This is a genomic window from Acinetobacter sp. BIGb0196, assembly GCF_011759595.1.
Lineage (GTDB): Bacteria > Pseudomonadota > Gammaproteobacteria > Pseudomonadales > Moraxellaceae > Acinetobacter > Acinetobacter guillouiae.
In genome coordinates this window covers 2,101,003-2,114,553 of record NZ_JAAOZA010000001.1, presented here as the reverse complement: position 1 = coordinate 2,114,553, position 13,551 = coordinate 2,101,003, and the positions used below count along the sequence as shown (strand labels likewise).

The window sequence follows — 13,551 nt, the reverse complement described above, 5'->3', positions numbered from 1 at the left end:
ATTTCCTTATCTGTTTTATCCCATCATCTGATACACAGCGATTAACTCTATTTATAAACTTCGCGCAATCACTAAACGCTGGATGTCACTGGTGCCTTCATAGATTTGACAAATACGTGCATCACGATAAATCCGTTCAATTGGAAAATCTTTTAAATAACCATAACCACCAAAGATTTGTAGTGCAGCAGAACAGACACGCTCTGCCATCTCTGAGGAAAATAATTTTGCCATTGAGGCTTCATTGAGACAGGGCTTGCCTGCTTCTTTCAATCGTGCGGCATGATGGACCAATTGACGAGCTGCTTCGATTTCTGTTGCCATATTGGCCAAACGAAAAGCGATTGCCTGATGTTCAAAAATCGGTTTTCCAAAAGTAATCCGTTCTTTGGCATATTTGCTGGCTTCTTCTAAGGCAGCACGTGCCAAACCCACCGCTTGCGCAGCAATACCAATACGACCGCCTTCCAGATTAGACAGTGCTATTTTAAGCCCTTCACCTTCTTGACCTAACATTAAGCTTTTGTGTACACGCACATCAGTCAATGCAATTTGACAGGTATCTGAAGCATGCAATCCCAGTTTTTCTTCAGTCCGAATCACTTCATAGCCCGCAGTTTCCCGTGGCACAATAAAGGCACTGATACCTTTTTTACCAGCACTTGGATCGGTCACTGCAAATACAATAATTACACCAGCATTATTTCCTGAAGTAATAAATTGTTTTGCACCGTTAATAATCCAATCCTCACCATCTTTGACAGCTCGGGTTTTCAGTGCTGCTGCATCAGAGCCTGTATGCGGTTCGGTCAATGCGAAAGCACCTATCATTTCACCTTGTGCCAAAGGCATTAAATATTTTTGTTTTTGCTCTTCACTACCAAATTTAGCAATCGGAACACAACCAACTGAATTATGTACACTCATGATAGTGGAGGTTGCACCATCTGCTGCCGCAATTTCTTCAAGTGCAAGAACATAGGCTAAGTTGCCGGTATCTGAACCACCCCATTGCTCTGAAATCAGCATCCCCATAAATCCCAATTGCCCCATTTGTGACAAGGTCTCTTTGGGGAAAATGCTGTGTTTATCCCATTCCGCTGCATTTGGTTTAATTTGTTCTTGGGCGAAACTTTTCGCCATGTCCTGAATCAATAATTGTTCTTCAGTAAATTGCATTTCATATTCCTTAGCATCATTTAACATCCTACATTCGGCAAGTTTAGCTTGTGTAGGATGATCCTTACTGGCTTTATACACTTAATTGTTGTTTAGCAATTTCTTGATTTCGTAGTAAAAAGCGTTGAATCTTGCCACTTGGGGTCTTGGGTAGTTCAGTAACAAATTCAACTTGTCTTGGATAAGCATGGGCAGACAGACGTTTTTTGACAAATTGCCCAAGTTGTTCAGCCAATTCCTCAGATGGTGTTTTATTTTCTGCCAAAATCACAAAAGCTTTAACGATTTCGGTTCGCTCTGGATCAGGTACTCCAACAACAGCAGCTTCAATCACTGCCTCATGTTCAAGTAATGCACTTTCTACATCAAAAGGTCCAATACGATATCCAGAGGTGGTAATCACATCATCACTACGTCCAACAAAACTCATACTCCCATTTGCATGTAATTCAGCAGTATCACCGGTCAAATAATAATTTTTGATAAATGGTGATTTACGACTTTCTTTATAGCCACCAAACCACATCATCGGTGATTGACTGATATCTACCGCTAAAATTCCAGCGGTATCGGCAGGCAACTCATTGCCTTGATCATCCACCACAGCAACACGATAACCTGGGCTGGCAAAACCAGCAGCGCCTGCACGGACCTCGTGGCTTAAACCATGATGGTTGCACACCACCATGCCCACCTCTGTCTGTCCATAATGGTCAAAAATAGGCGCATCAAGCACTTGTTTAAACCAACGAAAAACTTCTGGATTTAAAGGTTCACCAGCACTGCTCACAACACGGAATTTACCTTTTAGTTGTGCCATTTGAGTGGGATCTGCGGCCATCATCATCCGATATGCTGTAGGTGCCCCTGCCAAATTGGTAATTTTATAATCATCAATAATTTGACATAAACTGTCTATGCTAAAACCACCTTCATAAAACAAAGTGGCATGGCCTAACAACAAGGGTCCTGTGATACCGTAATAAAGTCCATATGCCCAACCTGGATCAGCAATATTCCAGAATGCATCATCTGCGCGTAAGCCGATCGCATCTTTCATATAGTTGCCAAAAGCAATTAAGGCTTTGAGTGGAACTTCTAAAGGTTTTGCAGGTCCCGTGGTACCTGAGGTAAACATCAGTAAAAATGGATCTTGAATGCTTTGCATGACCAGATCGCATTGCTCAGCCTGTTGATTGAGTTCTTTCCAAAAGTCTAAATCACCTTGTTGTACAGCATGACCCTGTTGATCAGCGACAGTCATAATTTGTGGACACTGTGCAACTTCATCCAGTTTGCTACGATTGCCGATATCGGTCACAACCAATTTGCTTTTTGCCAGCTGAACTCGATGTTCAATCGCCTTTGGGCCAAATGCAGTAAATAGCGGTTGATAAACTGCACCAATTCGCCAAGCAGCGAGAATCACCACCAATAATTCGGGAGTTCTTGGTAATAAACCCGAAATACGATCACCTGCTTGAATACCCTGTGACTTTAAAAAATTGGCAAACTGACTCGACCATTTTTTCAGTTGAGCAAAGGTATATTGCTCTTTACGACCATCTTTAGCTTGCCAATATAGGGCAACTTTTTCGCAATCTGCTTCTGCATGTCGGTCACAGCATTCATAACAGGCATTCAGTTGATCGACTGAACCTGAGAGCATTTCTTGAACCGCACCATCTAAATTAAATGTTTTAGCAACATCCTGATAATTCAACATATTATATACTCCGGCCTGGATTTATTGTTATTCATGACACGAGTGAATCTATTGGTTTTTCACCACCCATTGGTGGTGAAATTGACTATGCTTCGATTGATAATTAAGTTTCTTTAGGCAAATATTGCTGAATGATGCTGGAAAAATCGAGTTGAGCATGACCTTGCATACACAGTTGCTGATAAAGCTGCTGTACCAAACCACCTAAAAGCAAAGGTTGTTTGACTTGGCCTGCGGCTTCAACAGCCAAACCCAAATCTTTAAGCATCAGTTGAGAGGCAAAGCCATCACTATAACCACGTCCAGCAGGTGCATTTGCAGAAATACCCGGCCATGGGTTACACACTTCCGAGCTCCAGCAACGACCACTTGAACTATTGATTACGCCTGCTAATGCTTGTGCATCGATACCGAGTTTTGCCCCTAGCGCCATGCCTTCAGCCACTGCGGCCATTGAAATGCCTAAAATGAGATTATTGCAAATTTTAGCAATTTGTCCTGCACCCACTTCACCACAGTGCACGATGTTCTTACCCATTGGTGCAAGCACAGATTTGACTTGTTCAAAGGCTTTATCATCAGTTCCTACCATAAAGGTTAGCGTACCTGCTTGGGCCCCGATCGTGCCACCTGAAACAGGTGCATCACAAATTTGAATTCCTTGCTCTGCACCAATTGCAGCAATGTCTTTAATGGTTTGTGGATCAATGGTACTGCTGTCGATACATAAGCTGCCTTGTTTAAGCACAGCAAGTACCCCATTTTCACCCAAATACACCTCTTTAACATGCTTTGCGGCTGGCAGCATGGTGATTACGACATCTGCATTTTCTGCTGCTTTCTGTGGACTATTACAGGCAATTCCGCCTGCTTCGGTGAAATGTGCGATTGCAACATCACTTAAATCAAAGCCATAAACCGTCAAGCCTGCTTTGAGTAAATTATGGGCCATTTTACCGCCCATATTGCCTAAACCAATAAATGCAATATTCATCCTTGAACTCCTATATTAACGCAAGCTGATGGTGGTATTCACTTCACCTTTTTCTTGTGTGTCTTCGAACCAACGACTGGTAATGGTTTTGGTTTGAGTATAGAACTGTACTGCTTGTTTACCATAAGGCCCTAAGTCCCCTAATTTTGAACCTCTTGACCCGGTAAAGCTAAAGAATGGAACCGGCACAGGAATTGGAATATTGATACCAACTTGGCCGATATCAATAGTGCTTTGGAAAGTACGCGCTGTTGCACCACTTTGAGTAAATAAACCCACACCATTCCCGAACGGATTGGCATTGACCAATTCAATGGCTTGTTCAAGCGTATCAACATGAATAATGGCTAAAACAGGACCAAAAATTTCTTCTGTATAGATGCGCATATCAGTGCTGACTTGATTGAATATGGTTGCACCAACAAAATTGCCATTTTCGTAGCCTTGGACTTGTACGCCTCGACCATCAAGTAAGAGTTGTGCACCTTGTTCAATACCGCTATTAATCAAATCTATAACGCGAGCTTTGGCACGGGGTGAGATCACGGGACCAATATCTGTTTGCGGTTCATGCCCAGCATTGACTTTCAGTGTTTTGGCTTTTTCAACCAATTCATCCACCCAGTTTTTAGTTTCACCGACCATGACAGCAACAGACAATGCCATACAACGTTGTCCAGCCGCACCAAATGCAGCACCAACTAAAGCATTTAAGGTTTGTTCTTTGTTGGCATCTGGCATGACCACGACATGGTTTTTTGCACCCATCATCGATTGCACACGTTTACCATGCTGACCCGCTAAGTTATAGACATGCGTCCCTACCGCAGTTGAACCTACAAATGAAATGGCTTTAATGTCTGGATGCGTACATAGACGATCTACCACTTGTTTGCCACCATGTACCACATTGAGTACACCAGCAGGTACACCCGCTTGTAATGCCAATTCAACCAGCATCATGGTCGATAATGGATCTTGCTCAGACGGTTTAAGTACAAAGGTATTGCCGCAAACAATCGCCATTGGAAACATCCATAGTGGAATCATGGCAGGAAAGTTAAACGGGGTAATTCCAGCACATACACCCAATGGTTGCTGCAAGGTATAAGTATCTACACCACGGGCTACACCTTCAGTATATTCACCCATTTGCAAGGTTCCAATTGAGCAAGCATGTTCAACCACCTCTAAGCCACGTTGAATATCACCTTCTGCATCAGCCAAGGTTTTACCTTGTTCTGCGGTCAAAACACGGGCAATATCTTTCATATTGTCACGAATCAAATCTTGCAGTTTCAGCATGATACGCATACGGGCTTGAATCGGTGTAAAACGCCAAGTTTTAAATGCTTCTTGTGCAGCAGCAATTGCAGCATCAACTTCGTCTAAAGTTGCCATTGGGACACGACCAAGTACCTCTTGGGTCGCTGGATTTAGAATGTCTTGCCACTCAGTAGTATTTGATTCGGTAAATTTTCCATTAATTAACAATTTAGCCGTCGTCGAATGAATATTTGACATTGTGTTCATAACCTCTCCATAGGCAATATTTTTTGTTGTTACATTTTTAGAAAATAGCCAAAAGCAGTATTTTCATCAGTGCTGTTTCAAATCAAACTAACAAAGAAAATATAGATGACCAATAGAAATTAACGCACAATGAATGTGCAAATATGCACAAGGATGTCATACACAATGAAAGTCGATTGGGATCACCTACAGTTTTTTTTAGTTTTAGCGCGTGCCAAGACGTTAACCAATGCAGCTCGTATTATTGGGGTCGAACACAGTACCGTGTCTAGACGGATACAGGCGCTAGAATTAGCTTTAGGAACGCCGTTGTTTAGACGCGAAGCCACAGGCTATGAACTGACTATGGAAGGCTTGGCACTGGTGCCCCGTGTTGAGCAAATGGAACAAGCATTCTTGCAAATTGAAAAGCCCAACTTACCGTTACAAGGACATGTGCGAATTGGCACACCTGAGGGTTTTGGAACAGCATTTTTAGCCCAGCTATTGGCAGAACTGTCTAAACAATACCCTTTACTCACGATTGATCTTATCCCGGTTCCAAAAATGATTAAGCTGTCGCATCGTGAAGCTGATATTGTGATTTCCATTGATCGTCCTAAGTCAGGACCTTATATCATTACCCGTTTAACCGATTATTGTCTTAAAATTTATGGCAGTAAAAGCTATTTAGAAAGTACCCAAGCGGTTAAAAAACTTGAAGATTTAAAAAACCATCAGTTTGTAAACTATATTGACGATTTAATTTATAGCCCTGAACTGTATTGTTTAGAACGTCTGCCCTTACAGCTCAATGCAAATTTTAGAAGTAGCAGTATTTTGGCCCAACAAGTTGCTGTGAGTGCAGGTGCTGGATTGGCAATTTTGCCGAAGTTTTTGGCAGAAAATAAACCAGAACTTAAACAGGTGTTACAAGACGAAGTTCGTTTTATTCATACCTTCTGGATGCTAACTTTAGTCGATTTACAGCATGAACCGCGTATTAAATTGGTTTGGGATTTTTTAAGAACACAAGCTGATAAATATCAAAATTTATTGATGGATTAGTCATTCACTTATTCATAAGAGATATTAGGGATAGCCCATTTCATCATCAGTATAAACTTAATCCTTTGATTGAGTGATTTTTTAAATCTTGTATTATTTTTAAAAATAAAAAACCCAAGACGAATCTTGGGTATTTCACTTATGTTCTAAAGAAAAATGCGTTTAACTTGCTAAGCCAACAGCTTTAGCACGTGCCTTATGTAACTTCTTATAGCTGTCTATAAGTCTTAAATGACGATCAAGCCCTTCAAGCTGCATACTGGTTTCAGTCAAACCATAAAAACGCATACTGCCGTCTAGAGAACCAATAACTGCATCCATTCGTTCATCACCAAACATACGACGGAAATTCGCTTCATAGTCATCTAAATCCATGTCGTCATCTAGTTCAACTTCAAGCATTACATTCATACACTGGTAGAACAAGCCGCGTTCTACAGTATTGGTATTGTATTGCAGGAATTGTTCAACTAAATCTTTGGCTTCTTCAAACTGTTGTAAAGCAAGATAAATCAACAGTTTTAACTCAAGGATGGTCAGTTGTCCCCACACAGTATTATCATCAAATTCAATCCCAATTAAAGTTACGATATCGGTGTAATCATCCACTTCAACTTCTTCTAGACGTTCAACTAAGGCTTCAAGTTGCTCATCATCCAAACGATGAAGATTTAAAATATCTTCACGGAATAACAATGCTTTGTTGGTATTGTCCCAAATTAAATCTTCAACCAAATAAATTTCAGAATAATCAGGCACAATGATACGGCAAGCTGTCGCGCCTAAGTGCTCATACACTGCCATATAGACTTCTTTGCCCATTTCCTCAAGAATGTTTAGCATGGTCTTTACTTCTTCAGCATTGGCATTTTCACCTGCACTGCTAAAATCCCACTCAACAAAGTCATGGTCTGATTTTGCACTAAAGAAACGCCAAGATACCACACCACTTGAATCGATAAAATGTTCAACAAAATTATTCGGTTCAGTCACCGCATTACTGCTAAAGGTTGGTTTAGGTAAATCATTTAAACCTTCAAAACTACGACCTTGTAATAACTCGGTTAAGCTACGCTCTAAAGCAACTTCAAGCTTAGGATGTGCGCCAAACGATGCAAATACGCCGCCTGTACGTGGGTTCATCAACGTGACACACATCACTGGAAATTCACCACCCAACGATGCATCTTTAACCAAGACTGGAAAGCCTTGTTCTTCTAGGCCTTTAATGCCCTCAACAATACGCGGGTATTTTGCTAAAACGTCTTCAGGTACATCTGGAAGTGCAATTTCTCCCTCTAAAATTTCACGTTTAACCGCACGTTCAAAAATTTCAGATAAACACTGTACTTGAGCTTCGGCTAAGGTATTTCCTGCACTCATACCATTGCTTAGATATAAGTTTTCAATCAAATTTGATGGGAAATATACAACTTCTTGATCTGATTGGCGTACAAACGGTAATGAACAAATCCCACGCTCAGTATTACCTGAGTTGGTGTCATATAAATGCGTACCTAACAATTCATTGTCTGGGTTATATACCTCTAATGTATATTCATCCAATATTTCTTTAGGTAGCGCTCCATTTGGTCCTGGTTTAAACCATTTTTCATCTGGATAATGTACAAACTCAGCATTGGCAATGTCTTGACCCCAAAACTGGTCGTTATAGAAGAAATTACAATTTAAACGCTCAATGAACTCGCCTAATGCCGAAGCCAAAGCACTTTCTTTGGTTGAACCTTTACCATTGGTGAAACACATTGGAGATTGCGCATCACGAATATGTAATGACCATACATTTGGAACAATATTTCGCCATGAGGCAATTTCAATTTTCATTCCCAAACCTGCCAGAATCTCTGACATATTGGCAATAGTTTGCTCTAAAGGTAGATCTTTACCTTCAATATAAGTTGAGCTTTCTTGTGCTAAGTTTGGCATGAGCAATGCTTGTGCATCTGCATCAATACTTTCAACTTCTTCAATAACAAATTCAGGACCTGTTTGGATGACTTTTTTAACGGTACAACGGTCGATCGAACGCAAAATACCTTGACGATCTTTATCCGAAATATCCGCAGGTAGTTCAACCTGAATTTTAAAAATTTGTTTATAGCGGTTTTCAGGATCGACAATATTGTTTTGAGATAAACGAATATTATCTGTCGGGATATCACGAGCTGCACAATATACTTTGACAAAGTAAGCAGCACACAAAGCAGATGATGCAAGAAAATAATCGAAAGGACCCGGCGCAGAGCCATCACCTTTATAGCGAATGGGTTGATCAGCAATTACTGTAAAGTCATCGAACTTGGCTTCTTGTCGAAGATTGTCGAGGTAATTGACTTTGATTTCCATGTGGGCACCTAAATATTCTTATGTGTTGGCATGGACACATAAAATTTAAATATTGAAAAATAAGCCGAATCACGGAGAAGAAATTGACTTAAAAATGAACCAACCTCAACTGAGGTCAGTAATAATGGACGCTATTATAGAATTATTTTACAGAATTGATAACTTTAGAATGGAAAGATTGAAAATACTTTAAACAAAAAGCCATTTCTAGAAATGGCTTTGTTGATTAAAAATTTTTACAGCTGCTCTTAAAGCACCGGAATGATCGAAGGAAGCATGTCATGAATGGTCTTACCATTACAGGTATCGCCAATCGCAGACATTTTCCATGCGCCATTGTGGCGATAAACTTTAGCGATAATCAAGGCAGTATAATTGCCTTTTGCTGAAAGGTTATATTTTGCAATTTCAGTATTGGTATTTGAGTCAACTAAACGACAAAAAGCATTTTCAACTTTTTCAAAAGTTTGACCGCGGAAACTACTAATTGTAAAAACCAGTGCTTTGACTTGCGGTGGAATTTTGGTTAGATCAACATGGATCACTTCATCATCGCCATCACCGGCACCTGTACGATTATCCCCTGAATGCCAAATACTGCCATCCTTACTTTTTAATTGACCGAACCATACTGCATCAAGCGGTTGGTTGTTTTCATCAAAAATAATGACTGAAGCATCAAGATCGATTGAATCACCACCACCGCCACCAAAAAGACCACCTAAAAATCCGCCACTCTTCGCCACATCCCAGCCTGCACCAAGATAAATTTTGGTCAAAGATGAACCATCACCTTTTTCTAAAGAGATTTTTTGACCTTTTACTAAACTAATACTCATGTGTTTCCCTCATAGATTTAATTGTTTCTATTTAAATTTAAAGCTGAAGATAACCAGGTGAGGTAGCTCTTGCGATTTCGGGAACAAATAATGACTTTGCCATTGCCCCTAAACTTAAGCACCATACCTTCACCACTGGTAAAACTGTTTAAAAGATTTCCAACAATTCCGCGGTTTTGTGAACTTGGCATACCAATGTTGTAACTTAAAGACGAATCCCATGCCACAACATGGCCATTATCAATGGTGGTTTCTCCGTTCTGGGTACTGACATCGACTTCCATCAAGGTACCACAGCCTGAAATACACAGTTGTCCTTGTCCAGATGATTCCATCACCACAAAACCACCTGTATCACCAAAGAATCCACCACCTAAATTTGCTTGAATCTTGGCTTTGACATTGACATGTTCTGTTGCTGCAACAAAAGCCCCATCAGATAAAGTGTATTGCTGAGGTCCTATGTTAAGAATTTGCATATCACCATCTATGTTTGGAGAAAGCAAACACTGTCCATGACCAAATGATGCTTTGATTTCTTGCTGAAACAGTGATTCACCTGTGGTAAATCTACGCATAAATGATTGAAATAATCCGCCGCGTAAATTTCCTGCCAATTCTAAATTTTGCTCAATCATGACCATTGCATCAGATTCACAAAATATTTTTTCTCCCTGTACCAAATCGACCAATAGAAATGGTTCTGGACTGCCTACAAGTTCAAATTTAGCCATCGATTGCCCTCACTTTATCGAATAATGTTTTTATTTTTCGCTTCTTTTAACCACAGTGGAAATTCCTGAAGCAGTGCATCATACAGTTGTGCTTCAGGCATACTTTGAATATTGCTCATTTCAAAAAAATTGCAATTATCTACTACTCGCCCATCCATCGTATCGAGTTGTTCCAACACACCATAGTTACGGCCGCCGATACCCACGAACTGCCAAAAAATAGGAAAACTGGATGCATTTTTAAGAATATTTTTAATCTTTTTACTTTCACTGACCCCGCCATCTGAAACAAATACCACGTATACCGGTAAATGAGATGGATTTTCTTGGGTAAAATATTGGATCACGGCTTCAAGTACAGCGGGTTCATTATTGTAACGTGCACCAGCTTTCCACTTTGGATGACCGCCTTGATCTGTATTGACAAAATTTTCTAAGTTGTTCAAGGTTACATCGCTTAATCGCAATGATTTTTCTGCAAATGCCCAGCACTCAAAACTGCCATCATCATCAAAATTGACTGCCAAGGGCATAATTCGGTCAAGTACTTTTTGCACATCACCTTTTATATACTGTTGGTGCATTGAACCTGAATAATCTAGCACTAAAGCGACACGAGCTTTTACATCGAGTAAATTGTTTTTTTCTAAACTGATTAAAGACTTTTTAGTAATATCTACCAAATGTGGAGCTGCATTTTGGATTTTATCCAGTACCACTTTCTTTTTCAGATCGATTGTTGATGGTGTATTGCTTGTCGATGGGTTTACTGTTGATGGAGCAGCTGCTGTACTTTCTTCAACTTCTCCCCCAAAGTGCTCAACCAAAGCCTTTAAGCCACCATTAAAACCTTGACCAATTGCAGCGATACGCCAAGCATCACTTTTAAAGTAAATCTCAGTCAGCATCACAGCTTTTTCTTGGCTAAAATTAGAACCATTTAAAAGATAACTCGCAAGCACCTGCCCTTGTTGATTACATAACTCGACCAGAATCGATTGTATATTGTGGATTTGAGACTGCTCATTGGATAAAGTGGCACAGATCACAAAACGTGATGTTCGCGCTGTATCTATCTTGTTTAAATCAAAGGCAAAACTATGCATGTTGCCTTGAAGCTGATATTGAACTTCGCCTTTCGGAGTCTGTGGCTGATTATAGAAAGTCATATAATCATCATGGAAAAGTTTATCGTTTGGCGCAATACCAAAACTAGAAATATCGATTTCAAAAGGTGCTTGAACCTGTACACGTAGTTTAAACTGTGTCTCTGTCTGCAACAATTGGTGAAGTGCCAGTTTTTGTCCAGTGATGAATTGCATTGTTGTTCTCTATTTAGTACTTGAAAATAATTTTTACTGTGTTCATAAATGAACCGATTTAAACCGAATCACTTTCAAGTACTAAAAGATAAATCTTTTAGTACAGATTTTAAAAATTAAACTGCAACACCATAACTTGCAGCCAAAGCACCTAAGCCGCCGTTAAAGCCTTGGCCGACTGCTTTAAATTTCCACTCACCGCTATGACGGTATAACTCACCAAAAATCATGGCAACTTCTGTACTACCGTCTTCAGATAAGTCAAAACGTGCAAGTTCTTCTGCATTGTTATCCTGATTGATTACACGGATATAAGCTTTGTCCACCATACCGAAGTTTTGACCATTTTGTTGGCCTTCATGAATGGTTACAGCAAAAACAATTTTTGCGACATCAGCAGGTACTTTAGCTAGATCAACTGAAATTGTTTCGTCATCACCATCACCGTCACCTGTACGGTTATCACCGTTATGATTAACAGAACCACAAGGAGAAGTTTTTTGGTTAAAGAAGATGAAGTCGCCATCTAAACGAACTTTGCCATTTTCACCAGTCAGAAAAGCAACCGCATCCAAGTCAAATGCTTTACCATCTGTCACACGAGGATTCCAGCCTAAACCTAAGTCTACTTTATTCATTGTAGGCGCTGTTTTAGACAGGTTGATGTTACCGCCTTTTGATAAATTAATAGCCATTTTTAATTTCCTTTTTCAGTTGTTTCAAGAGATTGTTTTTTACTATATGAAATTGATGAGATTACTGCCCAAACAATAAATGCGACACCAATCAAGCCTGTTACGACTTCAGGTATATGTAAGCCTGTTCCACTTGCAAGCATGATGAATGCAAGTGCACCAATCGCATAATGCGCGCCATGTTCTAAGTAAACATAAGCATCAAGCGTACCTTTTTCTACAAGGTAAACCGTCATAGAACGCACGAAGATTGCACCGATTGCCAAGCCCAGCATAATAATTACCACATCACTGGTAATTGCAAAAGCACCGATTACACCATCGAAACTAAAAGACGCATCAAGTACTTCAAGATACAAGAAGCCACCGATACCGCCTTTGATGATTGTACCTGTGACTGGTGCACCATTATTTGAAGTTGTTTGTTCAGTTGCTTCTTGTTCATCATCATGTGAACCGCCTTCAAGCAAGTGTCCGATCACCTGAACACCGACATAAACCACAATTCCCCAGATCCCAGCCATAGTTACAACAAGACGAGAAGTTTCAGGTACAAAATTAGCCATAACCAATAATGCACATAATGAAATAAATACTGAAATCGCTTGAATATTGCCTAGATCAGCGAGTTTTGACTCCAACCAATGGAACCAATGCTCATCTTTTTCATCATCAAATAAAAAGTTAAGAAAAACTAAGAGCAAGAACATACCACCGAACGCTGCAATTTCAGCATGGTGTGCCATGAGCTTTTCAGAGTAGGTTTTTGGATCGTTCAGCGCAAGTTTTGCAACCTCTATCATGCCCATGTCTGCAGTGACGCCAACAATGAGTAATGGAAAGATTAAACGCATACCAAATACAGCGATAACAATACCGACTGTTAAAAATAAGGTTCGCCAGAAATGATTCCAGTGTTTAAGTACCGAAGCATTTACTACAGCATTATCAAACGATAAAGAAACTTCCATCACTGCAAGAATTGCAGTAATTGCCAATGCCTTGAACATGGTCATTAGGCCGGCTTGGGGACCATGTGTAAAACCCCAATACGCAGAAATTGCTAGACAAATGATGGTAAAAAGAATCGAAAAGCGAAAATGTTTCATCCATTG

General features: G+C 40.1%; 11 protein-coding genes. 1 reads left to right on the top strand and 10 read right to left on the bottom strand.

Annotation, left to right across the window (positions count from 1 at the left end):
• Positions 1–51: 51 nt before the first annotated feature.
• The 4 genes from FHR28_RS09610 to FHR28_RS09595 all read right to left on the bottom strand — a co-directional run bounded on the left by FHR28_RS09610 (position 52) and on the right by FHR28_RS09595 (position 5,432).
• The gene (locus FHR28_RS09610; RefSeq protein WP_105713009.1) at positions 52–1,179 is read right to left on the bottom strand and encodes an acyl-CoA dehydrogenase family protein; all 1,128 of its coding nucleotides are present in this window, start codon (positions 1,177–1,179) and stop codon (positions 52–54) included.
• 73 nt (positions 1,180–1,252) lie between these two features.
• Complete coding sequence (locus tag FHR28_RS09605; RefSeq protein WP_166782471.1) at positions 1,253–2,905, bottom strand: AMP-binding protein; 1,653 nt, start codon at positions 2,903–2,905, stop codon at positions 1,253–1,255.
• A 103-nt stretch (positions 2,906–3,008) separates the two neighbouring features.
• Positions 3,009–3,899: a 3-hydroxyisobutyrate dehydrogenase gene (mmsB, locus tag FHR28_RS09600; RefSeq protein ID WP_056511205.1), complete on the bottom strand. Its 891-nt coding sequence runs from the start codon at positions 3,897–3,899 to the stop codon at positions 3,009–3,011.
• Positions 3,900–3,914: 15 nt separating this feature from the next.
• Positions 3,915–5,432, bottom strand: coding sequence for a CoA-acylating methylmalonate-semialdehyde dehydrogenase (locus FHR28_RS09595; protein ID WP_004720376.1), 1,518 nt, complete (start codon positions 5,430–5,432; stop codon positions 3,915–3,917).
• Positions 5,433–5,597: 165 nt separating this feature from the next.
• Between FHR28_RS09595 and FHR28_RS09590 the strand changes: the two genes are divergently transcribed.
• Positions 5,598–6,479 (top strand): LysR family transcriptional regulator, encoded by an 882-nt coding sequence (locus tag FHR28_RS09590; protein WP_105712605.1) that lies wholly within the window; start codon positions 5,598–5,600, stop codon positions 6,477–6,479.
• A gap of 162 nt (positions 6,480–6,641) precedes the next feature.
• On the opposite strand, the gene FHR28_RS09585 is transcribed toward FHR28_RS09590, so the two are convergent.
• The 6 genes from FHR28_RS09585 to FHR28_RS09560 form a co-directional block, all read right to left on the bottom strand.
• The gene (locus FHR28_RS09585; RefSeq protein ID WP_151801420.1) at positions 6,642–8,846 is read right to left on the bottom strand and encodes an OsmC domain/YcaO domain-containing protein; all 2,205 of its coding nucleotides are present in this window, start codon (positions 8,844–8,846) and stop codon (positions 6,642–6,644) included.
• Between the two features lie 248 nt (positions 8,847–9,094).
• Positions 9,095–9,685 carry a TerD family protein gene (locus FHR28_RS09580; protein WP_004720371.1) on the bottom strand — a complete coding sequence of 197 codons (591 nt, stop codon included), beginning with the start codon at positions 9,683–9,685 and terminating at the stop codon, positions 9,095–9,097.
• A 17-nt stretch (positions 9,686–9,702) separates the two neighbouring features.
• The gene (locus tag FHR28_RS09575; protein WP_004720370.1) at positions 9,703–10,419 is read right to left on the bottom strand and encodes a TIGR00266 family protein; all 717 of its coding nucleotides are present in this window, start codon (positions 10,417–10,419) and stop codon (positions 9,703–9,705) included.
• Positions 10,420–10,433: 14 nt separating this feature from the next.
• On the bottom strand, positions 10,434–11,741 hold the full coding sequence (locus FHR28_RS09570; RefSeq protein ID WP_105712603.1) for a vWA domain-containing protein: 1,308 nt from the start codon (positions 11,739–11,741) through the stop codon (positions 10,434–10,436).
• Positions 11,742–11,857: 116 nt separating this feature from the next.
• Positions 11,858–12,436 (bottom strand): TerD family protein, encoded by a 579-nt coding sequence (locus tag FHR28_RS09565; protein WP_004720368.1) that lies wholly within the window; start codon positions 12,434–12,436, stop codon positions 11,858–11,860.
• A 2-nt stretch (positions 12,437–12,438) separates the two neighbouring features.
• Positions 12,439–13,545: a DUF475 domain-containing protein gene (locus FHR28_RS09560; protein ID WP_004720367.1), complete on the bottom strand. Its 1,107-nt coding sequence runs from the start codon at positions 13,543–13,545 to the stop codon at positions 12,439–12,441.
• Positions 13,546–13,551: the final 6 nt, after the last annotated feature.